This window comes from Escherichia sp. TW14182, from assembly GCF_000208525.1.
Lineage (GTDB): Bacteria > Pseudomonadota > Gammaproteobacteria > Enterobacterales > Enterobacteriaceae > Escherichia > Escherichia ruysiae.
Map to the genome: position 1 here is coordinate 1 of NZ_AEJZ01000267.1, position 23,824 is coordinate 23,824.

General features: G+C 52.8%; 25 protein-coding genes. 9 read left to right on the forward strand and 16 right to left on the reverse strand.

Translation table 11 applies throughout. The annotated features are described in order from the left end of the window. Positions 1-190 precede the first annotated feature (190 nt). From ugpB to livK, 6 genes are all read right to left on the reverse strand, one after another. Positions 191-1,507: a sn-glycerol-3-phosphate ABC transporter substrate-binding protein UgpB gene (ugpB, locus tag EQY_RS0119435; protein ID WP_000803191.1), complete on the reverse strand. Its 1,317-nt coding sequence runs from the start codon at positions 1,505-1,507 to the stop codon at positions 191-193. A 398-nt stretch (positions 1,508-1,905) separates the two neighbouring features. Then, positions 1,906-2,619 (reverse strand): high-affinity branched-chain amino acid ABC transporter ATP-binding protein LivF, encoded by a 714-nt coding sequence (livF, locus tag EQY_RS0119445; RefSeq protein WP_000416891.1) that lies wholly within the window; start codon positions 2,617-2,619, stop codon positions 1,906-1,908. A gap of 1 nt (position 2,620) precedes the next feature. After that, positions 2,621-3,388 carry a high-affinity branched-chain amino acid ABC transporter ATP-binding protein LivG gene (livG, locus tag EQY_RS0119450; RefSeq protein ID WP_001075508.1) on the reverse strand — a complete coding sequence of 256 codons (768 nt, stop codon included), beginning with the start codon at positions 3,386-3,388 and terminating at the stop codon, positions 2,621-2,623. Continuing rightward, a complete protein-coding gene (livM, locus tag EQY_RS0119455) occupies positions 3,385-4,662 on the reverse strand; it encodes a branched chain amino acid ABC transporter permease LivM (RefSeq protein ID WP_000803773.1) in 1,278 nt (425 codons plus the stop codon). Before livM ends, livG begins: the two co-directional genes overlap by 4 nt. Further along, positions 4,659-5,585 (reverse strand): high-affinity branched-chain amino acid ABC transporter permease LivH, encoded by a 927-nt coding sequence (gene livH, locus EQY_RS0119460; protein ID WP_001295111.1) that lies wholly within the window; start codon positions 5,583-5,585, stop codon positions 4,659-4,661. The genes livM and livH overlap by 4 nt, the downstream gene beginning before the upstream one ends. A 47-nt stretch (positions 5,586-5,632) precedes the next feature. Continuing rightward, positions 5,633-6,742, reverse strand: coding sequence for a high-affinity branched-chain amino acid ABC transporter substrate-binding protein LivK (gene livK / locus EQY_RS0119465; protein WP_000827692.1), 1,110 nt, complete (start codon positions 6,740-6,742; stop codon positions 5,633-5,635). Positions 6,743-7,165: 423 nt separating this feature from the next. Here livK and panM point away from each other — a divergent pair, with 423 nt between their 5' ends. Continuing rightward, entirely contained in the window at positions 7,166-7,549 is a 384-nt protein-coding gene (gene panM / locus EQY_RS0119470) for an aspartate 1-decarboxylase autocleavage activator PanM (RefSeq protein WP_000778811.1), read from the forward strand. Here panM and ataT read toward each other — a convergent pair. From ataT to ftsY, 7 genes are all read right to left on the reverse strand, one after another. Then, positions 7,546-8,073: a type II toxin-antitoxin system toxin acetyltransferase AtaT gene (ataT, locus tag EQY_RS0119475; protein ID WP_000342456.1), complete on the reverse strand. Its 528-nt coding sequence runs from the start codon at positions 8,071-8,073 to the stop codon at positions 7,546-7,548. The genes panM and ataT overlap by 4 nt on opposite strands. Positions 8,074-8,079: 6 nt before the next feature. Next, entirely contained in the window at positions 8,080-8,346 is a 267-nt protein-coding gene (ataR, locus tag EQY_RS0119480; protein ID WP_001277103.1) for a type II toxin-antitoxin system antitoxin AtaR, read from the reverse strand. Positions 8,347-8,496: 150 nt separating this feature from the next. Then, on the reverse strand, positions 8,497-9,600 hold the full coding sequence (livJ, locus tag EQY_RS0119485; RefSeq protein ID WP_001022009.1) for a branched chain amino acid ABC transporter substrate-binding protein LivJ: 1,104 nt from the start codon (positions 9,598-9,600) through the stop codon (positions 8,497-8,499). A 271-nt stretch (positions 9,601-9,871) separates the two neighbouring features. Then, entirely contained in the window at positions 9,872-10,726 is an 855-nt protein-coding gene (gene rpoH / locus EQY_RS0119490) for an RNA polymerase sigma factor RpoH (RefSeq protein ID WP_000130220.1), read from the reverse strand. 244 nt (positions 10,727-10,970) lie between these two features. Then, a complete protein-coding gene (ftsX, locus tag EQY_RS0119495; protein ID WP_001042014.1) occupies positions 10,971-12,029 on the reverse strand; it encodes a permease-like cell division protein FtsX in 1,059 nt (352 codons plus the stop codon). Then, a complete protein-coding gene (gene ftsE, locus EQY_RS0119500; protein ID WP_000617723.1) occupies positions 12,022-12,690 on the reverse strand; it encodes a cell division ATP-binding protein FtsE in 669 nt (222 codons plus the stop codon). The genes ftsX and ftsE overlap by 8 nt, the downstream gene beginning before the upstream one ends. 2 nt (positions 12,691-12,692) lie before the next feature. Further along, positions 12,693-14,231 (reverse strand): signal recognition particle-docking protein FtsY, encoded by a 1,539-nt coding sequence (gene ftsY, locus EQY_RS0119505; RefSeq protein ID WP_001040606.1) that lies wholly within the window; start codon positions 14,229-14,231, stop codon positions 12,693-12,695. A gap of 149 nt (positions 14,232-14,380) precedes the next feature. On the opposite strand from ftsY, the gene rsmD reads away from it, so the two are divergent. Together rsmD and EQY_RS0119515 are read left to right on the forward strand one after the other, a co-directional pair. Then, positions 14,381-14,977, forward strand: coding sequence for a 16S rRNA (guanine(966)-N(2))-methyltransferase (gene rsmD / locus EQY_RS0119510; RefSeq protein ID WP_000743185.1), 597 nt, complete (start codon positions 14,381-14,383; stop codon positions 14,975-14,977). Then, complete coding sequence (locus tag EQY_RS0119515) at positions 14,967-15,236, forward strand: DUF1145 family protein (protein WP_001517271.1); 270 nt, start codon at positions 14,967-14,969, stop codon at positions 15,234-15,236. The genes rsmD and EQY_RS0119515 overlap by 11 nt, the downstream gene beginning before the upstream one ends. 2 nt (positions 15,237-15,238) lie before the next feature. On the opposite strand, the gene EQY_RS0119520 is transcribed toward EQY_RS0119515, so the two are convergent. Continuing rightward, positions 15,239-15,598: a DUF2500 domain-containing protein gene (locus tag EQY_RS0119520; RefSeq protein WP_000042879.1), complete on the reverse strand. Its 360-nt coding sequence runs from the start codon at positions 15,596-15,598 to the stop codon at positions 15,239-15,241. Between the two features lie 141 nt (positions 15,599-15,739). Between EQY_RS0119520 and EQY_RS0119525 the strand changes: the two genes are divergently transcribed. Beyond that, positions 15,740-16,366: a lysoplasmalogenase gene (locus EQY_RS0119525; protein ID WP_000964727.1), complete on the forward strand. Its 627-nt coding sequence runs from the start codon at positions 15,740-15,742 to the stop codon at positions 16,364-16,366. Between the two features lie 72 nt (positions 16,367-16,438). After that, on the forward strand, positions 16,439-18,637 hold the full coding sequence (gene zntA, locus EQY_RS0119530) for a Zn(II)/Cd(II)/Pb(II) translocating P-type ATPase ZntA (RefSeq protein ID WP_000106612.1): 2,199 nt from the start codon (positions 16,439-16,441) through the stop codon (positions 18,635-18,637). A 106-nt stretch (positions 18,638-18,743) separates the two neighbouring features. Here the strand turns inward: zntA and tusA are convergent, their stop codons facing one another. Beyond that, positions 18,744-18,989, reverse strand: a complete 246-nt coding sequence (tusA, locus tag EQY_RS0119535) for a sulfurtransferase TusA (protein ID WP_000130621.1) — start codon at positions 18,987-18,989, stop codon at positions 18,744-18,746. 221 nt (positions 18,990-19,210) lie between these two features. On the opposite strand from tusA, the gene EQY_RS0119540 reads away from it, so the two are divergent. Then, on the forward strand, positions 19,211-19,876 hold the full coding sequence (locus EQY_RS0119540) for a 7-cyano-7-deazaguanine/7-aminomethyl-7-deazaguanine transporter (RefSeq protein WP_000991084.1): 666 nt from the start codon (positions 19,211-19,213) through the stop codon (positions 19,874-19,876). A 73-nt stretch (positions 19,877-19,949) separates the two neighbouring features. Further along, positions 19,950-20,507: a phage sensitivity protein DcrB gene (dcrB, locus tag EQY_RS0119545; protein ID WP_001245286.1), complete on the forward strand. Its 558-nt coding sequence runs from the start codon at positions 19,950-19,952 to the stop codon at positions 20,505-20,507. A 3-nt stretch (positions 20,508-20,510) separates the two neighbouring features. On the opposite strand, the gene EQY_RS0119550 is transcribed toward dcrB, so the two are convergent. Further along, positions 20,511-21,761: an MFS transporter gene (locus EQY_RS0119550; protein ID WP_123058185.1), complete on the reverse strand. Its 1,251-nt coding sequence runs from the start codon at positions 21,759-21,761 to the stop codon at positions 20,511-20,513. A 98-nt stretch (positions 21,762-21,859) separates the two neighbouring features. Here EQY_RS0119550 and EQY_RS0119555 point away from each other — a divergent pair, with 98 nt between their 5' ends. Further along, entirely contained in the window at positions 21,860-22,909 is a 1,050-nt protein-coding gene (locus EQY_RS0119555; RefSeq protein WP_010348517.1) for an AI-2E family transporter, read from the forward strand. 54 nt (positions 22,910-22,963) lie between these two features. Then, positions 22,964-23,551, forward strand: a complete 588-nt coding sequence (gene acpT / locus EQY_RS0119560; RefSeq protein ID WP_000285798.1) for a 4'-phosphopantetheinyl transferase AcpT — start codon at positions 22,964-22,966, stop codon at positions 23,549-23,551. Positions 23,552-23,824 lie beyond the last annotated feature (273 nt).

Sequence of the window (23,824 nt, forward strand, 5' to 3'; positions counted from 1 at the left end):
CCCGACCCTCTCCCCAAAGGGGCGAGGGAGAAAGGCGGTGCGGCGTTTTGCCATTGAGTCAACTTCGCTCTACCACGCCGGGTGGTTCCCTTCGCCTTCAGTACGAAGTGACAAACCGACACGGCACTTTCCCACCACGCCGATCGGTTCCCTCTCCCTTAGGGAGAGGGGTAGGGTGAGGGTAAGAGAATTAAGACTTAGTAGACTGCTCAAAGCGGCGCAGTAACTGATTCCCACGCTCAACGGCAGTATCCAGCGCCTGCTGTGGCGTCTTCTTGCCGGTCCACACGCTCTCCAGCTCTTCATCCACAATCACGCGGATCTGCGGCATGTTGCCCAGACGCAGCCCTTTGGTGAACGGCAACGGCGGTTTGTTCAGCATCTGACGCGTCGCGGTATCCGCCCCTGGGTTTTTCTCGTAAAAGCCCTGCTCACGGGTCAGGTCATACGCCGCTTTGGTGATCGGCAGATAACCGGTTTTCTGATGCCACTCAGCAGCGTTTTCTGGCTTCGCGAGGAAGTCGAGGAACTTAGCCACGCCGGTATACGTTTCTTTATCTTTGCCCTGCATCACCCACAGGCTGGCTCCGCCGATAATGGCATTTTGTGGCGCATCTTTCGCGTCAGCGTCGTAAGGCATCATGCCTACGCCATAGTTGAATTTGGCGTACTCGCGAATGTTGGCAAGCGAACCGGAAGAGGCGGTGGTCATCGCGCAATCACCGTTATAGAACTTCTCGGTGGATTCATCCTTACGCCCGACGTAGCTGAAATCACCCTTCTTGTTCATCTCTTCGAGCATGGCGATGTGTTTCACCTGCTCCGGCTTGTTGAACTCCAGCACCGCGTCCGTGCCGTCAAAACCGTTGTTTTTGCTGGCAAACGGCAGACCGTTCCAGGCGCTAAAGTTTTCCAGTTGGATCCAGCCCTGCCAGCCGCTGGCGTAGCCGCACTTCATACCGGAGGCTTTCAGTTTTGCGGCATAGTCCGCCAGATCCTGCCAGGTTTTCGGCGGCTGTTCCGGGTCTAATCCTGCTTTCTTGAAGGCGTCTTTGTTGTAATAGAGTACGGGGGTCGAGCTGTTGAACGGCTGGGAGAGTAAGTGGCCGGTTTTGCTGTCGGAGTAGTAACCGGAAACCGTCGGCACAAACTGCGATTCATCGAATTGAATCCCCGCCTCTTTAAACACGTCATATACCGGTTTAATGGCTTTCGACGCCATCATGGTAGCGGTGCCAACTTCATAAACCTGCAAAATAGCCGGCGCGTTGCCGGTACGAAATGCGGCAATCCCCGCGCTTAAATTCTGTTCGTAGTTGCCTTTGTAGGTCGGTACAATTTTGTAATCCGGGTTTTCGGCGTTAAAACGTTGAGCCAGAGAATCCACCTCTTTACCCAGTTCCCCTTCCATAGAATGCCAGAACGGAATGGTCGTCACTGCCTGTGCATTCCCCATTAACGCCAGTCCGAGCGCCAGTGCTGAAGCTGTATAATGTAACGGTTTCATCGTTTATCTCTCTTGTTGTACCGAATGCGCGAATTCACGCGTTTTATGCTCGCGGGGTAACATGACATGCTCGAATTACAGAAAAATAACTTTTTTGTTACATTTGTAAGATAGTAAGGTGTCAGAAAGATGACAAGGCAGTGACGGCGCGGGTGAGGGAAAATGGGAGATGGGACACGGATAAGCGGGAAAATATAGAAGGTCTGAATCAAACTCTACAGATTGCTCATCGTTTCATGCCGGATGCAGCGTAAACGCCTTATCAGGCCTACAAGATCGTACAAATTCAATATATTGCAACTCACCCAGTAGGCCTGATAAGCGCAGCGCATCAGGCATTTTTACATTTGTCAGCTGTCTCAAAGGAGTCTTTTGACTCCTTATCAATCAACGTGTTATTACCCGCCTAAATACGCGCTTCTCACCGCTTCGTTCGCCAGCAGCGCGTCGCCGGTATCGGAGAGCACTACATGGCCGTTTTCCAGTACGTAGCCGCGATCCGCCAGCTTCAGCGCCTGGTTAGCGTTCTGCTCGACGAGGAAAATGGTCATCCCCTGCTCGCGCAGTTGTTCGATGGTGTCGAAAATTTGCTGGATGATAATCGGCGCCAGCCCGAGCGAGGGTTCATCAAGCAGTAGCAAGCGCGGGTTGCTCATCAGCGCGCGACCTATCGCCAGCATCTGCTGCTCACCGCCGGACATGGTGCCCGCCCGCTGAATACGGCGCTCATGCAGACGCGGGAACAGCTCATACACCCACTTTATGCGCTCCTGAAACTGGTCGCGTTCGGCAAAGAAGCCGCCCATTGCCAGGTTCTCTTCCACCGTCATTCGTGAGAAGACACGACGCCCTTCCGGGACAATCGCTACCGCTTCGCGCATGATTTTCGCCGTCTGCCAGTCGGTAATGTCTTTATCATCAAACACAATTCGCCCGCTGGTGGCGCGCGGATCGCCGCATAACGTGCCGAGCAAGGTGGTTTTCCCCGCCCCGTTCGCGCCAATCAGCGTGACAATCTCGCCCTGATTGATATGCAGGCTCACCTCATGCAGCGCCTGGATTTTGCCGTAGTGGGCGCTGACTTTGTCAAAGGACAACATGACTTTTTCCATCTTATGCCTCACCTAAATAGGCACGGATCACGTCCGGGTTATTACGGATCTGCTCCGGCGTACCATTTGCCAGCGGCGTCCCCTGATTGACCACGTAAATTCGGTCCGAAATTCCCATCACCAGCTTCATATCGTGTTCAATCAACAAGATAGTGGTGTTGTGATGATTGCGCAGTTCGGCAATCAGCTCATCCAGCTCTTTCGTTTCTTTCGGGTTAAGACCTGCCGCAGGTTCGTCGAGCATTAAAATCTCCGGCTGCGTCACCATGCAGCGGGCGATCTCCAGACGGCGCTGGTCACCATAGGCCAGGTTACTCGCCTGACGGTTGGCGTGTTCCAGCAAACCAATACGCTCAAGCCAGGTGGCGGCGCGGTCGAGTGCTTCACTCTGGGCGCGACGGAAAGAAGGCGTTTTCAACAGGCCAGAGAACAGCCCGGTTTTCAGTTGCTGATGCTGCGCCACCAGCAGGTTTTCAATCACCGTCATTTCACGGAACAGACGCACATGCTGGAAGGTTCGCACCACGCCCATGCGGGCAATTTGCTGCCCCGGCAAACCTTCCAGATGCTGATCGCGCAGTAAAATGGCGCCGCCAGTGGGTTTGTAGAATCCGGTCAGGCAGTTAAAGACCGTGGTTTTTCCGGCACCGTTAGGGCCGATTAACGAGACGATCTCCTGCGGGTACAGTTCGAGATTGACGTTATTCACCGCCAGCAGGCCGCCGAAGCGCATCATCAGGCCGTTAACAGATAATAATGGCTGATTCATGCCTGCTCTCCTTTCGTTTCGCCGTTTTTCAGCTTCAGTTGCGGGCGCGTCATGGGCAGCAAGCCCTGCGGACGCCAGATCATCATCAGCACCATCAAACCACCGAGCATTAACATGCTGTATTCGTTGAAATCACGCATCAACTCGCGCGACACCACCAGCAAAATTGCCGCCAGGATCACCGCGAACTGCGATCCCATACCGCCGAGCACCACTATCGCCAGCACAAATGCCGATTCGGCAAAGGTGAAGGATTCCGGGCTGACAAAGCCCTGGCGCGCAGCAAACAGCGTTCCGGCAAAACCCGCAAACGCGGCGCTGATGGTAAAGGCGGTCAGCTTGATACGACGTGGGCTTAAGCCCAGCGAACGGCAGGCGATCTCGTCTTCACGCAACGCTTCCCACGCACGCCCCAGCGGCATCCGCAGCAGGCGGTTAATGACGAACAAAGAGAACACTACCAGCAGCAAGGCCACCAGGTAGAGGAAGATGACGCGATCGGAGGGATCGTATTTCAGGCCAAAGAAATTACTGAACGTATCCCAGCCGCCTTCGCGGGCGGTACGGCTGAACTCAAGGCCGAAGAAGGTCGGTTTAGGGATCTGGCTGATACCGTTCGGACCACCGGTAATTTCGGTGTTATTGAGCAGCAATATGCGCACAATTTCGCCGAAACCGAGGGTAACGATCGCCAGATAGTCACCGCGCAGACGCAGCACCGGGAAGCCGAGCAGGAAGCCCGCCGCCGCTGCCATTAATCCGGCAATCGGCAGGCAAGTCCAGAAGCCAAGACCGTAATAGTGATTGAGCAGCGCAAAGGTGTAAGCGCCGATGGCGTAAAAGCCGCCGTAACCGAGCACCAGCAAACCAGAAAGCCCTACCACCACGTTCAGCCCGAGGCCGAGGATAATGTAGATCATGGTCAGGGTGGCGATATCCACCGTCCCACGTGACACCATAAACGGCCATGCCACCGCAAGCATCAGCAGCGCCACGAGGAACAGCTTTTGCTTCACCGTGGAACCATCAATCGCTGGCAGAATAAACTTCGGCCCTGAAACGCTTTTTAGCCCTTTCTGGAAAGCGGGTCGCACAAGCTGGAAGAAAAAGACCACCGCCGTGCCGATAAATACCCACTGCCAACGGATGTCTGAAGCACTGTCAACCACCAGTTTGGTGCCATCCAGTTCCAGTTGCACGCCCATAAAGATGCCCGCCAGAACAAAGAACATAGCGGCAGAAAGCAGCGCCATTGCAATATGCATCGGTTTCATACTTTCTCTACCTCCGGACGACCCAGAATACCTGTCGGCATCACCAGCAGAACCAGAATCAGTAAGGCAAATGAGACCACATCTTTATATTCCGTACTCAAATAAGCCGAAGAGAGCGCCTCCGCAATCCCCAGAATCAACCCGCCAATCATCGCCCCCGGAATACTGCCAATCCCACCGAGCACCGCTGCGGTAAAGGCTTTCATCCCGGCCATAAAGCCGATATAGGGGTTAATCACGCCGTAGAACTGACCGAGCAGAACGCCCGCCACCGCCGCCATCGCCGCGCCAATCACAAAAGTCAGCGCAATCACCCGGTCGGTGTTGATGCCAAGCAGGCTCGCCATTTTCAGATCTTCCGCGCAGGCACGACACGCGCGCCCCATGCGGGAATAGCGAATGAAAATCGTCAGCGCCAGCATGGCGAGGAAGGTGACAATCCAGATCACCGCCTGCATGGTGGTAATAGAGGCAGAGAAGTTTTCGCTATGACCCACCACCCACTGACCGTTAAACAAGCTGGGCAGCGCCACGTCGCGCGAACCTTCGGTGAGGCTGACGTAGTTTTGCAGGAAGATGGACATACCGATTGCCGAGATGAGCGCAATCAGGCGCTTAGAGTTACGTACCGGGCGATAGGCCACCCGTTCGATACTCCAGCCGTAGGCGCTGGCAATGACGATTGCGCCGACAAACCCCGCCGCTACCAGTAGCCAGCCGGTATCAATGCCCATCATCATCAGTGCAGCGATGATCATAAAGGAGACGTAGCTGCCAATCATGTAAACCTCGCCGTGGGCGAAGTTGATCATGCCGATAATGCCGTAAACCATGGTGTAGCCGATGGCTATCAGCGCGTAGGTACTGCCCAGCGTGACGCCGTTAAACATCTGCTGCAAGAAATACAAAAACTGCTCAGACATAAGGTAACCTTTCTAAACCCGCCCGCATTTCACGGACGGTGGGATGATCACTTGGCTGCCGTGGATGAACCGTCGGCGTGCCACTGGAAGACACCAAAATCAAATCCCTTCAGATCGCCTTTTTCATCCCAGTTCAGCGGCCCAATCACGGTGTTTGCACCGTTAGCTTTTAAATCTTTCACCAGTGTCAGCGGCTCATCGCTGCCGGTACGCTCAAGGGCAGTTGCCAGAGATTGCACCGCCGCGTAGGTGATCCAGACATAAGGCCCGGACGGATCTTTCTTGTCCGCTTTCAGCGCATCAACGATGCCTTTGTTTGCCGGATCCTGGTCATAGCGTTTTGGCATGGTGACCAACATGCCTTCGGCGGCATCGCCGGCAATGTTCGACAGCGACGCATTACCTACACCTTCCGGCCCCATAAACTGAGTATTCAGGCCAACGGAACGCGCCTGGCGCAGCATCTGCCCCATTTCCGGGTAGTAACCACCGTAGTAAACAAAGTCGATGTTTTCTTTTTTCAGGCGGGCGATCAGCGCGGAGAAATCTTTCTCGCCAGCGGTAATGCCGTCGAAGAAGACGACGTTGGCGTTAGCCGCTTTCAGCCCGTCCTGCACCGAACGCGCCAGCCCTTCGCCATACTGTTGTTTGTCGTGAATGATGGCGATACGCTGAGGCTTCACCGTCTCAACAATGTATTTTGCCGCCGTTGGCCCCTGGGAAGAGTCCAGCCCGGCAGTACGCATGATGTGTTGATAACCGCGTTGAGTCAGCTCCGGGTTAGTCGCCCCCGGCGAGATCATCAGGATACCTTCATCTTCATAGATATCTGACGCAGGTTGGGTAGAAGAGGAACACAGATGGCCAATAACGTATTTAATGCCGTCGTTAACGATTTTGTTGGCGACCGCAACGGCTTGTTTTGGGTCGCAGGCGTCGTCATATTCCACGCCAACCAACTTATCGCCCTTAATTCCCCCTTTGGCATTAATGTCTTTAATCGCCTGACGCGCGCCGTTAAATTCCATATCACCCCACTGGGCAATCGGGCCGGACATCGCGCCGACAACGGCAACTTTAATATCGTCGGCTAAAGCAGTGTGTGAAATTGCCAGTGCAATCATCCCTGCGATGATAGTTTTCGCATTCCGTTTCATAGTCAAAAATCCCCACTCGTAATGTTGTGTTGCTTTGTTTTTTATGTGTTAACAAATCAGACTGTTCTTTTTTATACTGCGCTGTTTTTGCCTGTCCGATTAAGGGTTTAGCGCAGTTTTTTGTGATGATATCGATTAAAATCTCTATTTTTCAGTCGATTAAGAACAGATAATATTCTGAATTAATTGATAGATAAACAGAAAAAAGCGCCGTTGTCAGCATAAAATAACGGTACAAAGGGCGGAATAATTCACTACCATTCAGGGGATTATGCTGGACAATTTTCATTCTATAATGTTTTTAATTTGTAATTATTGCTGAAAAAAAATTAATCACCTGCCAAAAGAAATAAAAAAGAGAAAGCCTCCGATTAAATTATTTCGCTACACTGGTTCCACTTTTGTGATTTGTACGGGTTCCCCATGAAGCTGACCATCATTCGATTAGAAAACTTTAGCGACCAGGATCGGATTGACCTGCAAAAGATCTGGCCGGAGTATTCTCCTTCCTCTTTACAGGTTGACGATTCCCACCGTATTTACGCCGCGCGTTTTAACGAGCGCCTGCTCGCTGCCGTGCGAGTAACCTTAAGCGGCACCGAGGGAGCGATGGATTCCCTGCGTGTACGGGAAGTCACCCGCCGACGCGGCGTAGGGCAATATCTGCTGGAAGAAGTGTTACGTGATAATCCCGGCGTTTCATCCTGGTGGATGGCGGATGCTGGCGTGGAAGATCGCGGCGTGATGACAGCGTTTATGCAAGCACAGGGGTTTACGGCACAGCAGGGCGGTTGGGAGAAGCGTTAATCGCTCTGTGTAAAAAGCAGTTCTATGGATTTGGTTGGAAAAAATAACGCATTTTCGTTTTCTCCGACCAACGGGATAAAGCCCAGCGACTGATAAAACGTCTGGGCTTTTTCATTCAGCGCCTCGACAAAAAGACCGTGAATACCTACCGCTAAAGAGGCTGACCAGACGACTTTCATGGCATGAGCAACCAGTGTTGCTCCCCATCCCTGCCCCTGTATTGAACGATCAATTGCCAGACGCCCAAGAGTGACGCTGGGAATATTTTTGTAGGGAATTTTTTTCTGTTTCGATTTCGAGGGCAATGCGGCTCGTTCAAAACAACTGCCGGATAATGTGTAATATCCCAGGACCTGACGTTCTGCCGTGTTGGCACGAAGGATGTACGCTCGCAGAATTTTATTGCGATGCTGACGAACCAGATGTGTCGTCAGAAAGAGATTTAAGGCTTCTTCGCCGCAGTCGAATCGCTGTAGATCATAATCTGCATCATCGGTCAGAATCTCTATCGTCAGATCATCCATAAATTATTACATTCCCTGAAGACGTTTTGCCGCACGTTTTAACTTTTCACCTGGTGACGGCGGATTACTCAGCGCATCCATCACCCGCGTCCAGGACTCCTCATTAAGGATCACTCGCCGATGCTGTTCAATCACTTCTGCAGCCCGCTGCGAGGCACTATTCAACATAAATTGGCTGACGGACTGATTAGATATCGCCGCCGCTTCCTCAATTAGACTTTTGTCATCGTCAGTTAAACGCAGATCGATACGCTGCTTTTTAACAGCAGACATGTAAACTCTCCTGCTACTTATAAATATGTACGGAATTCTACCGTACATTAAGCATATCCTGGATTGTTTAATCTTTCTACAACCATTTCGACAAACACAAAAAAACCCGATGGCGGTTCAGCTCATCGGGCATTTTCATTTATCTATCTGTTACTTCGCATCGGTCGCCGTGCCGTTGGCGTGCCAGTCAAACACACCGAACTCAAAGCCTTTCAGGTCACCTTTCTCATCCCAGGTCAGTGGCCCCATCACCGTATCAACCGAGTTCGCTTTCAGGTATTTGGCGATCTCCGCCGGATCGTCAGACTGATTCAGCCCCGCCTGCAAAGATTGCAGCGCCGCGTAGGTGGTCCAGACGAATGCGCCGCTTGGATCCTGTTTTTTCGCTTTGATCGCGTCAACAATCGGTTTGTTCGCCGGAACCTGATCGTAGTTCTTCGGCTTGGTCACCAGCAGTCCTTCCGCTGACTCGCCCGCGATATTAGACAGCGAGACGTTAGCCACACCTTCCGGCCCCATAAACTGAGTTTTCAGCCCCGCCGCGCGCGCCTGACGCAGGATCTGCCCCATTTCCGGGTGATAACCGCCGTAGTAAACGAAGTCGATATTCTCTTTCTTCAGGCGTGCCACCAGCGTCGAGAAATCTTTTTCCCCAGCGGTGATGCCATCAAAGAACACTACGTTAGCATTGCCTTTCTTCAGGCCGTCCTGCACCGCACGCGCCAGACCTTCGCCGTACTGTTGTTTGTCGTGAACGATAGCAATACGCTGCGGTTTCACTTTCTCAAGAATATATTTTGCCGCCGTCGGCCCCTGGTCGGAATCCAGACCGGTGGTGCGCAGGATCAGCTGATAGCCACGGGCTGTCAGCTCTGGCGCGGTTGCCGCTGGGGTGATCATTAAAATGCCTTCGTCTTCATAAATGTCAGACGCTGGCTGTGTTGATGAAGAACAGAGGTGACCAATGACATATTTAATGCCGTCGTTAACCACTTTGTTCGCCACGGCTACGGCCTGTTTCGGGTCACAGGCATCGTCATATTTTACGATTTGCAGTTTGTTGCCTTTAACGCCGCCTTTGGCGTTGATATCCGCAACCGCCTGTTCTGCGCCAGTAAACTCCTGGTCACCATACTGTGCCACCGGACCAGACATTGCGCCCACGACCGCGACTTTAATATCTTCTGCCAGAGCCATATTGCTGAATGCCAGCGCGATACATCCTGCCAGTAACGCTTTACCCTTTATATTCATCCTGAGAATCCCCATTCTTCTGGTTATTACGTGTGTTGTGATGTTGTTATTCAGCACTTTATTTCGTTTTATGCATGGCTACCCGTGCTTTAGCAGCATACTCTGCTAAAACATACCCGATTTTTATGATATTGGAATAGCTATTTTGACAGTTTATTAACAATCTGCGTGGGGATTGGCGTTTTGCCGGAGGGGGGAATTGATTATTGTAGAGGCCCAAAAAACAAAAACCCCGGACTCTCATCCAGGGTTCTCTGCTTAATAGCGGAAATTACGCTTCAATGGCAGCGCGAAGTTTTTTCATCGCGTTCTTTTCCAGCTGACGTACACGTTCAGCGGAAACGCCGTAACGGTCAGCCAGTTCCTGCAACGTAGATTTGTTATCTTCGTCCAGCCAGCGCGCGCGGATGATATCCTGGCTACGCTCGTCCAGACCCTGCATCGCGTCGGTCAGACGGTTTGCCGCCTGCTCTTCCCAGTTATCATCTTCAATGCCGTCGGCAAAGTTAGATGATTTATCCTGCAGATAGAGCACCGGAGCCATCGGCTGGCTGTCGGAATCGTCGTCGGAAGACATGTCAAAAGTCATGTCCTGTGCCGCCATACGCGATTCCATCTCACGGACGTCTTTGCTGGTTACGCCCAGTTCGCGAGCCACCATTTCGACTTCATCCTGGTTAAACCAGCCCAGACGCTGCTTGGTTTTACGCAGATTAAAGAACAGTTTGCGCTGCGCTTTGGTGGTCGCAACTTTGACGATACGCCAGTTACGCAAAACGTATTCGTGGATCTCTGCTTTGATCCAGTGAACGGCGAAGGAGACCAGGCGCACACCCACTTCCGGGTTGAAACGGCGCACTGCTTTCATCAGGCCGATGTTACCTTCCTGAATCAAATCCGCCTGTGGCAGGCCATAGCCCGCATAATTACGAGCAATATGAACAACAAACCGCAGGTGAGACAGGATCAGCGTTTTAGCTGCTTCCAGATCGCCATGGTAATGCAGCTTTTCAGCCAGCGCCCGCTCCTCGTCAGCCGACAACATCGGCCACGCGTTAGCTGCCCGGATGTAAGAATCCAGGTTGCCAACAGGGGCTAAAGCTAAACTTTGCATTTTGTCAGTCATTCAAATCCTCTCAATCGATATCTTCTGGCGCTTCAGTGGTAGCAACAACTGTGCCAGAGCTTAAGAGCAACGAGATTATCATTCACAGTTTTATCAGACCGTGATTTTATCCACAAGTTCAATGCTGTCTTGTGAATAAATTACGCACAAAATGTGACATAGAGATGAAATACCGGGAAGAGACAACGGGGTCTCTTTCCCTGCTACGGAACCCATTGCAGGGAAAGAGTATAACACGATTTTATTATTCCGGCGTAAAGTGCCGTAAATGTTGTACCGTGGCAAGCCATGCTGCCACCCAGCCAATCATCGAACACACCAGCAGCAGCAGCAGGCATTCATCGAACGATAAACCATTGATATCAAACTTCGTTCCGAATACCTGCGCCACTTCCGCAACCGCCGATGACAAACGCAGCACCAGAATTTCTGACAAAATTAATGACAACAATGCGCCAGAAAATCCCAGCAGCGCGCCACCATACAGGAACGGGCGAAGTATGAAACCATCCGTCGCGCCAATCAGTTTCTGCACGTTGATGGAGTCGCGGCGGGCAAATATGCTCAGACGCACGCTGTTGCCGATAACCAGGAACACTGCCGCCACCATCAGCACGCCGATCATCGCCGAAACACGCCCTACCAGCCCAGTCAGTGCGGTCAGACGGGCAAACCAGCTATCGTCCATTCGTACTTCATCGATGCCGTTAATTTGCGTGATGCGATCACGCAACGTATTCAGCGACTCCGTCCCCTGAAAATCGAGTTTTGGGATCACCACCGCCACAGCCGGAAGTGGGTTTTCCTCCAGCATGTCCAGCGCGCCGCCAAAACCAGACCAGTTACGGAACTCGCCCAACGCGTCCTCACGAGAAAGATAGTTCACTTTCTCCACGCCCTGTTCGGCCTGTAACTGTGCCACCACACCCGCTGCTGCGTCATCGTCCAGCGTTTTTTGCAGATAAACGGTGATTTGCGGTGAGGGATAATACTGCGTCGCCGCCTGGTTAACGTTTTTGTACACCATGTAGCAGACGCTTGGCAGCGTCAGGGAAATGGCGATGACCATCACCGTTAAAAACGTAGCGAACGGTTTGCTTTTGAGATCCTGCAAAGCGCCGTGGAACGCATAACGCACCTGTTCGTTGAAAACGTTAGTTTTGCGATTTACCGGTTTTGGCGAGGATTTCGGGCGTTTCGGCGCGTTACGACCACCGTCGCCTGAGCCGCCGACCGATTTACGGAAGCGATCCAGACGTCCGCCAAACTGCCGGATATGATTGATTGCATCGCGCTTATTCATGGCCCACGCCTCCATGCAAGTGACCATCGCTCAGGGTGAGCATACGATAGGAACGCCGCGAAATCAGGTTGATGTCGTGCGTTGCCATCAATACCGTTACCCCAACGCGGTTAAACTCTTCAAACAGGCGTAAAATTCCTTCCGACAGCGCGTCGTCAAGGTTACCGGTCGGTTCGTCCGCCAGCAGTACCGCTGGTTTGTTAACCACCGCGCGGGCAATGCCAACGCGTTGTTGTTCACCGCCAGAAAGCTGAATCGGAAAGTTCTTCGCTTTGTCCAGTAGCCCGACTTTATCCAGCGCCGCCGATACACGACGACGAATATCGTCACCGCTGGCACCGGCGATAATCAACGGGATCGCCACATTATCGTAGACAGTACGATCCATCAGTAGATGGTGGTCCTGGAAAATCATGCCAATCTGGCGGCGCAGAAACGGAACTTCACGGTTTTTCAGACGCGTGATGTCATGGCCGCTAAACCAGATTTTCCCGGCGCTGGGCCGCTCAATCCCACAGATCAGCTTCAGGAGGGTACTTTTCCCTGCGCCGGAATGACCGGTCAGAAACGCCATCTCACCCGGCTGCATATGGAACGTAACGCCCTGCAGCGCCTGTCTCCCACCGAGATAAGCCTTGCTGACATGTTCAAAGCGAATCATTGTTAATCCTCTCGGGCAAAAAGTGCCTCTATAAAGTCGTCCGCCTTAAACGGACGCAAATCCTCAATACGTTCGCCGACACCAATATAGCGAATAGGAATACCAAACTGGTCAGCCACCGAGAAAATTACTCCGCCTTTCGCCGTGCCGTCCAGTTTAGTTAACGTGATGCCGGTTAAGCCGACGGCTTCATGGAACAGTTTGGCCTGGCTTACCGCATTCTGCCCAGTGCTGGCATCGATAGTCAGCATAACTTCATGCGGCGCTTCAACGTCGAGTTTCTTCATCACGCGGACGATTTTCTTCAGCTCTTCCATCAGGTGCGATTTGTTCTGCAAGCGTCCGGCGGTATCGGCAATCAGGACATCAACATTACGCGCCTTAGCGGCCTGAATAGCGTCGAAGATAACTGAGGCGGAATCCGCGCCGGTATGCTGGGCAATCACCGGAATATTGTTGCGCTGACCCCAGACCTGAAGCTGTTCAACCGCTGCTGCACGGAAAGTATCGCCCGCCGCCAGCATGACCGATTTACCTTGTTGTTCAAACTGACGCGCCAGCTTACCGATAGTCGTGGTTTTACCCACGCCATTGACGCCTACCATCAGAATCACGAACGGTGTTTTACCTTCGACATTCAGCGGTTCATCGACCTTCGCCAGAATCTCACCCATCTCTTCTTTCAGCAGACCGTAGAGCGCCTCAGCATCGCGAAGCTGTTTGCGGGTCGCGCCTTCAGTCAGATTGGTGATGATTTTGCGCGTGGTTTCCACGCCCACATCGGCGATGAGCAATTGCTCTTCCAGCTCTTCAAACAGATCATCGTCGATTTTTTTACCACGGAACAGGCTGATAAATCCGGAACCGAGGTTTTCTTTAGTTTTCAGCAGGCTGCGTTTCAGGCGAGCGAAGAAACCTTCTTTGGTTGGTTTTTCCTGCTCCTGGGCTACCTCTTCCACCGGCTGATCTTCTTCTGCCGGCGGAACGACCATCACCGCCTCTTCTGCCGCTTCAGCAGCCAGCGCCTGTGCTTCCAGCTCTTCGTCGGTGATTTCTTCTTTCGCTGCTTGTTCTTCCGCCGCTTCGACAATCTCCACGGTTTCCGCTTCGGCCTGCCACTCTTCTGGCGAAACTTCTTCGACTTTAACGTCTTCTGGCAGCGGCAGCTCTTCACGCTCGATAGCCACTGGCTCTGGCGTGACTTCAGGTTCAACTACCGACGCTGGCGTTTCTTCAACTATCGGCTCCGGTTCTGCAATAACTTCCGGCTCGACAACCGCTTCAGGTTGCGCTTTTTCACTTTCAACAACCTGTTCAGTGACTTCCACAACGTCGGCAGCAAAAGTTTCCGCCTCAGCTTCAGTATGCGCCTGCGGCTGTTCTTCAACGGGTTGTTCAGCAACTTTCGCAGGCTCTTGCGCCTGGACGATTTCTTCTACAACCGGTTGTTCGTTTTGGGTTTCTGTCTCTTTTTCCGGGGTCTGCTCTTTTTGACCAAAGCCCAGCCAGGAAAAAAAGCCACGTTTTTTTTCTTTCGCCATCTGCGACTACACTCCTCGCTGTTGCTTCATGGCACAGCGTTAACGCTATGTACATAGCAGCTAAAAAAATGATGAAATAGTCTACCACTTAACTTAATCCACATCACCGCCTGCAAGTATGTGTTATCTGGCGGATTGAGCAATTTACCATGAAAAAACCGAATCATTCCGGCAGCGGTCAAATCCGCATTATTGGTGGGCAGTGGCGAGGCCGTAAACTCCCGGTTCCTGATAGCCCAGGTCTACGTCCTACCACCGATCGCGTGCGCGAAACGCTGTTTAACTGGCTGGCGCCGGTCATTGTTGATGCGCAATGCCTGGACTGCTTCGCAGGTAGCGGTGCGCTGGGGCTGGAAGCCTTGTCACGCTACGCTGCGGAAGCTACGCTGGTTGAGATGGATCGCGCGGTATCTCAGCAATTAACCAAGAATCTCGCGACGCTGAAAGCAGGCAATGCGCGAGTCGTGAACACCAATGCGATGTCTTTTCTAATGCAAAAAGGAACGCCGCATAATATTGTGTTTGTTGACCCTCCGTTCCGCCGTGGCTTGTTGGAAGAAACCATTAATTTACTGGAAAACAACGGTTGGCTGGCTGATGAAGCCTGGGTATATGTTGAAAGTGAAGTAGAAAATGGCCTGCCCGCCGTTCCTGCCAACTGGTCGTTATATCGCGAAAAAGTGGCTGGTCAGGTCGCTTATCGGCTGTATCAGCGTGAAACACAAGGAGAAAGTGATGCTGATTAATATTGGACGTTTGTTAATGCTCTGCGTTTGGGGATTTTTGATCCTCAATCTTTTTCAACCATTCCCACGCCCGCTGAATATTTTCGTTAACGTGGCGCTGATTTTTACCGTGCTGATGCATGGTATGCAACTGGCGCTGTTAAAATCGACCTTGCCGAAAGATGGCCCGCAGATGACCACCGCCGAAAAGGTACGTATTTTCCTTTTCGGCGTGTTTGAACTGCTGGTCTGGCAGAAGAAATTTAAAGTTAAAAAATAATCTTATTTGTCGCCAACAAAGCTGACAAAGCGCGTTCCTTTATAGCTCAGTGTACCTTTATCGCCCACTGTCAGGGCATGGTACTGCTGGGCGTCGAGGCGGAACGTCTGCTCCAGTCCGCCGCTTTGCGGTTTGAAGCTCGCCTCATAGCGCATACTGGTGCCTGCCGGAGTCACTTCCTGCTGGCGCGAACGTCGATCGTTAATCGGTTTTTCCCGCTTGTTACTCACCACCACCAGCTTTTGCTGGAGCGGTGCCATATCATTATCAGCTTTTTCCCGCCGCTGTTGCATAAAACGAAACGATGCGGCGACGATAATTAAGCCAATGATAACAATAAAGAAAAGAGGTGGTTTGCTCATCTTTATCCCTCATCGGAAAATGCGGAAATAAGCATACCCTGCCAGTTATGGTGTTGTCATCCGTCCATCCTCGCCACTAAACTGAATAGCAAGACCGTAGGCATTCCGCTTACGAAAAAATAACGAATTCAAGGAACTAAGATGCTTTGGTCGTTTATCGCTGTCTGTCTTTCCGCATGGCTATCTGTGGATGCATCGTACCGTGGGCCAACCTGGCAACGCTGGGTATTTAAACCGTTAACCCTTCTTCTCCTGCTATTGCTGGCGTGGCAAGCGCCGATGTTCGACGCTATTAGCTATCTTGTGCTGGCGGGGCTGTGTGCCTCACTGCTGGGCGATGCGCTAACGCTATTGCCACGTCAGCGTCTGATGTACGCTATCGGCACATTTTTCCTCTCACACCTGTTGTACACCATCTATTTCGCCAGCCAGATGACGCTCTCTTTCTTCTGGCCTCTGCCACTGGTACTGCTGGTTCTGGGCGCGCTATTGCTGGCCATTATCTGGACGCGTCTGGAGGAGTTCCGTTGGCCTGTCTGTACTTTTATCGGTATGACGCTGGTGATGGTGTGGCTGGCAGGTGAACTGTGGTTCTTCCGTCCGACCGCTCCGGCACTCTCGGCCTTTATGGGCGCTTCGTTGCTGTTTATCAGTAACTTTGTCTGGCTGGGTAGCCACTATCGCCGCCGCTTCCGTGCGGATAACGCTATTGCTGCGGCTTGCTACTTTGCCGGTCACTTCCTCATCGTCCGCTCGCTGTATCTCTGATAAAACTTGACTCTGGAGTCGACTCCAGAGTGTATCCTTCGGTTAATGAGAAAAACTTAACCGGAGGATGCCATGTCGACTCCCGACAATCACGGCAAAAAAGTCCCTCAATTTGCCGCGTTCAAACCGCTAACCCCGGCACAGAATGCCAACGACTGTTGCTGCGACGGCGCATGTTCCAGCACGCCAACACTCTCTGAAAACGTCTCCGGCACCCGCTATAGCTGGAAAGTCAGCGGCATGGACTGTGCCGCCTGCGCACGCAAAGTGGAAAATGCCGTGCGCCAGCTTGCAGGTGTGAATCAGGTGCAGGTGTTGTTCGCCACCGAAAAACTGGTGGTCGATGCCGACAATGACATCCGTGCCCAGGTTGAATCGGCGGTGCAAAAAGCAGGCTATTCCCTGCGCGATGAACAGGCCACCGACGAACCACAAGAATCACGCCTGAAAGAGAATCTGCCGCTGATTACGCTTATTGTGATGATGGTAATCAGTTGGGGGCTGGAGCAATTTAATCATCCGTTCGGTCAACTGGCGTTTATCGCGACCACGCTGGTTGGTCTGTACCCGATTGCTCGTCAGGCATTACGGCTGATCAAATCCGGCAGCTACTTCGCCATTGAAACCTTAATGAGCGTAGCCGCCATTGGCGCGCTGTTTATTGGCGCAACGGCAGAAGCTGCGATGGTGTTGCTGCTGTTTTTGATTGGCGAACGACTGGAAGGCTGGGCCGCCAGCCGCGCACGTCAAGGGGTCAGCGCGTTAATGGCGCTGAAGCCAGAAACCGCCACGCGTCTGCGTAACGGTGAGCGGGAAGAGGTGGCGATCAATAGCCTGCGCCCTGGCGATGTGATTGAAGTTGCGGCAGGTGGGCGTTTGCCTGCCGACGGTAAACTGCTCTCACCGTTTGCCAGTTTTGATGAAAGCGCCCTGACCGGCGAATCCATTCCGGTGGAGCGCGCAACGGGCGATAAAGTTCCTGCAGGCGCCACCAGCGTAGACCGTCTGGTGACGCTGGAAGTGCTGTCAGAACCGGGTGCCAGTGCCATTGACCGCATTCTGAAGCTGATCGAAGAGGCTGAAGAACGCCGCGCACCCATTGAGCGATTTATCGACCGTTTTAGCCGTATCTACACACCCGCGATTATGGCCGTCGCCCTGCTGGTAACGCTGGTGCCACCACTGCTATTTGCCGCAAGCTGGCAGGAGTGGATTTATAAAGGCCTGACGCTGCTGCTGATTGGTTGCCCGTGTGCGTTAGTTATCTCCACGCCTGCAGCGATTACCTCCGGACTGGCAGCAGCGGCACGTCGTGGAGCGTTAATTAAAGGCGGCGCGGCGCTGGAACAGCTAGGTCGTGTTACCCAGGTGGCGTTTGATAAAACCGGTACGCTGACCGTCGGCAAACCGCGCGTTACCGCGATTCATCCGGCAACGGGCGTTAGCGAATCTGAACTGCTGACACTGGCGGCGGCGGTCGAGCAAGGCGCGACGCATCCACTGGCGCAAGCCATTGTGCGCGAAGCACAGGTTGCTGAACTCGCCATTCCCGCCGCCCAGTCACAGCGGGCGCTGGTTGGCTCTGGCATTGAAGCACTGGTTAACGGTGAGCGCGTGTTGATATGCGCTGCCGGGAAACATCCAGCCGAGGCATTTGCCGGTTTGATTAACGAACTGGAAAGCGCCGGGCAAACGGTAGTGCTGGTAGTGCGTAACGATGACGTGCTGGGTGTCATTGCATTGCAGGATACCCTGCGCGCCGATGCCGCCACTGCCATCAGTGAACTGAACTCTCTGGGCGTCAAAGGGGTGATCCTCACCGGCGATAATCCACGCGCAGCGGCAGCGATTGCCGGTGAACTGGGGCTGGAATTTAAAGCCGGATTACTACCGGAAGATAAAGTCAAAGCGGTGACCGAGCTGAACCAACGTGCGCCGCTGGCGATGGTCGGCGACGGCATTAACGACGCGCCAGCAATGAAAGCTGCCGCCATTGGGATTGCTATGGGCAGCGGCACAGACGTGGCGCTGGAAACCGCCGACGCAGCATTAACGCATAACCACCTGCGCGGTCTGGTACAAATGATTGAGCTGGCACGCGCGACTCACGCTAATATCCGCCAGAACATCACCATTGCGCTGGGGCTGAAAGGGATCTTCCTTGTCACCACGCTTTTAGGAATAACCGGCCTGTGGCTGGCTGTGCTGGCAGATACGGGAGCAACGGTGCTGGTGACGGCGAATGCGTTAAGATTGTTGCGCAGAAAGTAATGGGGACAGCCTGCAAACCGATCGCAAAATTGGACGCGATCGATCCCCTCGCTCCTCTGGGGAGAGGGTGAGGGGAAAAGGCGGCATCGAAGCCAATCTTCCCCCATTAACCGCCTTTACGAATCAAATAACGATAAGGCAGTCCATCCGTCTCTTTGGCGACCAGTTCATGTTCCATAAAGGTACAAAACCCAGGAATATCGCGGGTCGTGGCCGGATCATCGGCAATAATCAGCAACGTTTCGCCTGGCTGCATATTGCGCACCGTTTTGCGCACCATCATCACCGGTTCCGGGCAGCGCAGGCCAAGTGCGTCGAGTGTGTGGTCAGGGCTGGAAAAGAGATCGGTCATTTTCTTCTCATCACATAAAAAAACGGCGCTAGTTTACGCCCTGTGAGTCCGTTAGCAAACCAGGTTAACGATTGCGTGAAAATTAACCATTGCATTGTCAAGCCAAAGCAGTATCATGCGGCGGCTCGAAAAAAGGGTAAGCACGTTATTATCTCACTATAAAATAACGTGTCGTACGTATTGGGTTCCCTCACCCCAATGGCTAATCAAAAAGGTACAATATGAACGCTTTCTCACAAACTCAACGCTATAAGGCGTTGTTCTGGTTATCGTTATTTCACCTGTTGGTGATCACCTCCAGTAACTATCTGGTACAGCTTCCGGTCTCTATTTTCGGTTTTCATACCACCTGGGGCGCGTTTAGCTTTCCGTTTATTTTTCTTGCTACCGACCTGACTGTGCGTGTTTTTGGCGCGCCGCTGGCTCGTCGCATCATCTTTGCGGTGATGATCCCCGCATTGCTGATCTCCTACGTCATCTCATCACTGTTTTATATGGGTTCATGGCAGGGATTCGGCGTTCTCGCCCACTTCAACCTGTTTGTCGCCCGTATCGCTACCGCCAGCTTTATGGCCTACGCGCTGGGGCAGATCCTCGACGTGCACGTTTTTAACCGCCTGCGTCAGAGTCGTCGCTGGTGGCTGGCTCCGACGGCTTCCACACTGTTTGGTAACGTCAGCGATACGCTGGCTTTCTTCTTCATTGCTTTCTGGCGCAGCCCGGATGCTTTTATGGCCGAGCACTGGATGGAAATCGCGCTGGTTGATTACTGTTTCAAAGTGTTAATCAGCATGGTTTTCTTCCTGCCAATGTATGGCGTATTACTCAATATGCTATTGAAAAGACTGGCAGATAAATCCGAAATCAACGCTTTGCAGGCCAGTTAAAGGTTCGTTATCAGAGTTGTGATAAGATGGATGAATGAGCCGTTATGGCCGTTTATCGATAAGGAAGAAGTCAATGCGCAATCTGGTTAAATATGTCGGAATTGGCCTGCTGGTTATGGGGCTTGCGGCCTGTGATGATAAAGACACTAACGCTACGGCGGAAGGCACTGTCGCGGAAAGTAACGCTGCCGCAAATCCCGTCAACCTGCTTGATGGCAAGCTAAGTTTCTCGCTGCCAGCAGATATGACCGACCAGAGCGGTAAGCTGGGAACGCAAGCCAATAACATGCACGTCTGGTCCGACGCCACCGGGCAGAAAGCAGTCATCGTCATCATGGGCGATGACCCGAAAGAAGATCTGGCTGTGCTGGCGAAGCGTCTGGAAGATCAGCAACGTAGCCGCGATCCGCAACTGCAAGTGGTGACCAACAAATCTATTGAGCTGAAAGGTCACAAAATGCAGCAGTTAGACAGCATTATCTCCGCGAAAGGCCAGACGGCGTACTCTTCCGTCATTCTGGGTAACGTGGGTAATCAACTGCTGACCATGCAAATCACGCTGCCAGCTGACGATCAGCAAAAAGCGCAGACCACCGCAGAAAACATCATTAATACGCTGGTTATTCAGTAAATTTTAAGATGATGAGACGGTCTCAGGAACGTGTTCCGGAGGCCGTTTTTTTAATCGCCACGTCAGCAATAACGCGATTGCTACCAACCCCGCCGCAGCCAGATAAATCACCGGCACGCCAGCCCAACTCATTACCAGCCCTGCCAGCGGCCCGGTCACACCCAGCGATAAATCCATAAAAACGGTATAGGTTGCCAGCGCCGCCCCCTGATTCTGCTGCGGCACCGCTTTTACCGCCACCACGCCCAGTGCCGGGAACACCAGCGAAAAACCCGCCCCCGCCAGTAAGACGCCGATTTTCGCCATCCACGGTACGGTGGCTACGCCAACCAATAGCAGGCCGATTATCTCAACGCTAAAGCAGATCATCGCCACGTTTAAGCCGCCGATACGATTAATGCCGTTAGGGAATAACAGTCGCGTACCGACAAACGCACAACTAAACAGCGTCAACGCGAAGGCCGCACCGTCCCAACCTTTAGCGTCATAAAACAGTGTGATAAAGGTGGCGATGACGCCAAATCCGGCAGAAGCCAGTGCCAGCGCCATGCCATACAGCCAGACGCGCCCAAGCACCGCGCGAAACGGCAGTGGCTTGCCTTTGCTGGCTTTCACCGACGGACGCGGGATCGCCAACAAAATGGCCACCAGCGCCACGGCCATAATGATTAATGCCAGCGTCTGCAACCCGCCCCAGTGATAAAACAGCACGCCCAACGGCGCGCCCATCGCCATCGCCCCGTAAGTGACAATGCCGTTCCACGAAATTACCCGCCCGATATGCAGCGAGCCAACCACGCCAACGCCCCACAGTGTCGATCCGGTTCCGGCAAAACTTTGTCCAATTCCGAGGATCACGCGCCCCAGGCAAAGTAATAACAGGCTGATGACGGGCAGGCTGGCGGTTAATCCTGCTGTCAGATACCCCAGCCCGCTCAAAAAGCAGCCGCACAACCCGAAGACGACTATCTTTTTGGGTCCCAGCAAATCGGCGTAACGCCCGGCATGTGGACGACTCAGCAAAGTAGCGAAATATTGCAGGCTGATAACTAAACCCGCCCAGAAGGCACTAAATCCCATCACATCATGGACATAGCCCGGCAATACGGCGAGCGGCAACCCGATGGTGAGGTAGCTGGCGAAGTTAAACATGACAATGGAGACAATGCGCAGGTTAAGACGCAATCCGTTTAGCGCGGGTTCGGCAACGGGTTCGGGCATGAGGATCACCACATTTTTACAACAGTGTTTCATTTTTACCACGGGCTGGCGTGAAAATCAGCAGTAAGAATCAGAATATTGCTGGCGTGACTCCCGCTACACTTAATACAAAAAGTCACAAGGAAGCCCCAATGGAAACCCTTCAACCGGATAAAACAGGAATGCATATTCTGCTCAAGCTGGCCTCGCTGGTAGTGATTCTCGCCGGCATTCACGCAGCGGCAGATATCATTGTGCAACTGCTACTGGCGCTCTTTTTCGCCATTGTCCTCAATCCGTTGGTCACCTGGTTTATTCGTCGTGGAGTACAACGCCCCATTGCCATTACCATTGTGGTGGTGGTGATGCTGATAGCACTTACTGCGCTGGTCGGCGTACTGGCGGCATCGTTTAACGAATTTATCTCTATGCTGCCGAAGTTTAATAAGGAACTGACCCGTAAGCTGTTTAAATTACAAGAGATGTTACCGTTTCTTAATCTGCATATGTCGCCCGAACGAATGCTTCAGCGGATGGATTCGGAAAAAGTTGTCGCCTTCACCACGGCGCTGATGACCGGGCTTTCCGGCGCAATGGCGAGCGTGCTTCTGCTGGTGATGACCGTAGTTTTCATGCTGTTTGAAGTGCGCCACGTGCCTTACAAAATGCGTTTTGCGTTGAATAATCCACAGATTCACATCGCCGGACTACACCGCGCCTTAAAAGGTGTTTCGCACTATCTTGCATTGAAGACGCTGCTCAGTTTATGGACAGGCGTCATCGTCTGGCTGGGATTGGCGCTAATGGGCGTACAGTTTGCGCTGATGTGGGCGGTACTGGCGTTTTTGCTCAACTACGTTCCCAATATTGGCGCGGTGATCTCCGCCGTACCGCCAATGATTCAGGTGTTGCTGTTTAATGGCGTTTACGAATGTATTCTGGTCGGTGCACTGTTTTTAGTTGTCCATATGGTCATCGGCAATATTTTAGAGCCACGGATGATGGGGCATCGACTGGGAATGTCCACTCTGGTGGTATTTCTTTCTTTGTTGGTCTGGGGATGGTTACTCGGTCCGGTGGGTATGTTGCTTTCGGTGCCATTAACCAGCGTCTGTAAAATCTGGATGGAAACCACCAAAGGCGGCAGCAAACTGGCGATTTTACTGGGACCGGGACGACCGAAAAGTCGGTTACCGGGATGAGGCGACAAGTGATACGATACGCACTTTCCTTTTCCATTAAACGTTGGCTCTGATATGTATCGGATAGTTCTGGGGAAAGTTTCGACCTTAAGCGCAGTTCCACTGCCACCGGCTTTACGCGATCAAGCACCGCAAGGTCCACGACGCGAACGCTGGCTGGCGGGACGTGCATTGCTTTCACACGTGCTTTCTCCGCTACCGGACATCATCTACGGTGAACAGGGCAAACCCGCATTCGCGCCGGAAACCCCGCTATGGTTCAACTTAAGTCATAGCGGTGACGATATCGCCCTGCTATTGAGCGATGAAGGCGAAGTTGGCTGCGATATCGAAGTGATTCGCCCGCGCGCCAACTGGCACTGGCTGGCAAACACGGTGTTTAGCCTCGGGGAACATGCCGAAATGGACGCTGTGCATCCTGATCAGCAACTGGAAATGTTCTGGCGCATCTGGACACGCAAAGAAGCCATCGTTAAACAGCGTGGCGGCAGCGCCTGGCAAATCGTCAGCGTAGACAGCACCTATCAGTCCTCGCTGTCTGTCAGCCATTGTCAGCTTGAAAATTTAAGTCTGGCGATCTGCACCCCTACCCCCTTTACGCTCACCACCGACGCGGTGCAATGGGTCGATTCGCTTAACTGATCCGCCCATCCGACTGCCCATCTATTGATCCAGAACAGGTTATCAGTATGACGAATACTTAAAATCGTCATACTTGAAATCGATGACTCAACATGAGCGGGCGCAGTTTTCCCCGTTTTTAGGGAAGGTAGTGGGATTATCACCGTATTTTACCCTCACCCCAACCCTCTCCCTGAAAGGGAGAGGGGGCACACCGTGCAATGATTGGCGATTGCAGTTGCAGCCACAAAAGCGCACGGACCATCCCCTCGCCCCTTTGGGGAGAGGGTTAGG

What these genes read in the sequence shown, in the direction of transcription:
- ataT (WP_000342456.1), bottom strand. Translation starts at nt 8,073, where the DNA reads ATGGATGATCTGACGATAGAGATTCTGACCGATGATGCAGATTATGAT.
- acpT (WP_000285798.1), top strand. Translation starts at nt 22,964, where the DNA reads ATGTATCGGATAGTTCTGGGGAAAGTTTCGACCTTAAGCGCAGTTCCA.
- dcrB (WP_001245286.1), top strand. Translation starts at nt 19,950, where the DNA reads ATGCGCAATCTGGTTAAATATGTCGGAATTGGCCTGCTGGTTATGGGG.
- livK (WP_000827692.1), bottom strand. Translation starts at nt 6,742, where the DNA reads ATGAAACGGAATGCGAAAACTATCATCGCAGGGATGATTGCACTGGCA.
- EQY_RS0119555 (WP_010348517.1), top strand. Translation starts at nt 21,860, where the DNA reads ATGGAAACCCTTCAACCGGATAAAACAGGAATGCATATTCTGCTCAAG.
- livG (WP_001075508.1), bottom strand. Translation starts at nt 3,388, where the DNA reads ATGAATCAGCCATTATTATCTGTTAACGGCCTGATGATGCGCTTCGGC.
- panM (WP_000778811.1), top strand. Translation starts at nt 7,166, where the DNA reads ATGAAGCTGACCATCATTCGATTAGAAAACTTTAGCGACCAGGATCGG.
- rpoH (WP_000130220.1), bottom strand. Translation starts at nt 10,726, where the DNA reads ATGACTGACAAAATGCAAAGTTTAGCTTTAGCCCCTGTTGGCAACCTG.
- rsmD (WP_000743185.1), top strand. Translation starts at nt 14,381, where the DNA reads ATGAAAAAACCGAATCATTCCGGCAGCGGTCAAATCCGCATTATTGGT.
- ugpB (WP_000803191.1), bottom strand. Translation starts at nt 1,507, where the DNA reads ATGAAACCGTTACATTATACAGCTTCAGCACTGGCGCTCGGACTGGCG.
- EQY_RS0119525 (WP_000964727.1), top strand. Translation starts at nt 15,740, where the DNA reads ATGCTTTGGTCGTTTATCGCTGTCTGTCTTTCCGCATGGCTATCTGTG.
- livF (WP_000416891.1), bottom strand. Translation starts at nt 2,619, where the DNA reads ATGGAAAAAGTCATGTTGTCCTTTGACAAAGTCAGCGCCCACTACGGC.
- livJ (WP_001022009.1), bottom strand. Translation starts at nt 9,600, where the DNA reads ATGAATATAAAGGGTAAAGCGTTACTGGCAGGATGTATCGCGCTGGCA.
- ftsE (WP_000617723.1), bottom strand. Translation starts at nt 12,690, where the DNA reads ATGATTCGCTTTGAACATGTCAGCAAGGCTTATCTCGGTGGGAGACAG.
- livH (WP_001295111.1), bottom strand. Translation starts at nt 5,585, where the DNA reads ATGTCTGAGCAGTTTTTGTATTTCTTGCAGCAGATGTTTAACGGCGTC.
- livM (WP_000803773.1), bottom strand. Translation starts at nt 4,662, where the DNA reads ATGAAACCGATGCATATTGCAATGGCGCTGCTTTCTGCCGCTATGTTC.
- zntA (WP_000106612.1), top strand. Translation starts at nt 16,439, where the DNA reads ATGTCGACTCCCGACAATCACGGCAAAAAAGTCCCTCAATTTGCCGCG.
- EQY_RS0119515 (WP_001517271.1), top strand. Translation starts at nt 14,967, where the DNA reads ATGCTGATTAATATTGGACGTTTGTTAATGCTCTGCGTTTGGGGATTT.
- ataR (WP_001277103.1), bottom strand. Translation starts at nt 8,346, where the DNA reads ATGTCTGCTGTTAAAAAGCAGCGTATCGATCTGCGTTTAACTGACGAT.
- tusA (WP_000130621.1), bottom strand. Translation starts at nt 18,989, where the DNA reads ATGACCGATCTCTTTTCCAGCCCTGACCACACACTCGACGCACTTGGC.
- ftsX (WP_001042014.1), bottom strand. Translation starts at nt 12,029, where the DNA reads ATGAATAAGCGCGATGCAATCAATCATATCCGGCAGTTTGGCGGACGT.
- ftsY (WP_001040606.1), bottom strand. Translation starts at nt 14,231, where the DNA reads ATGGCGAAAGAAAAAAAACGTGGCTTTTTTTCCTGGCTGGGCTTTGGT.
- EQY_RS0119550 (WP_123058185.1), bottom strand. Translation starts at nt 21,761, where the DNA reads ATGAAACACTGTTGTAAAAATGTGGTGATCCTCATGCCCGAACCCGTT.
- EQY_RS0119540 (WP_000991084.1), top strand. Translation starts at nt 19,211, where the DNA reads ATGAACGCTTTCTCACAAACTCAACGCTATAAGGCGTTGTTCTGGTTA.
- EQY_RS0119520 (WP_000042879.1), bottom strand. Translation starts at nt 15,598, where the DNA reads ATGAGCAAACCACCTCTTTTCTTTATTGTTATCATTGGCTTAATTATC.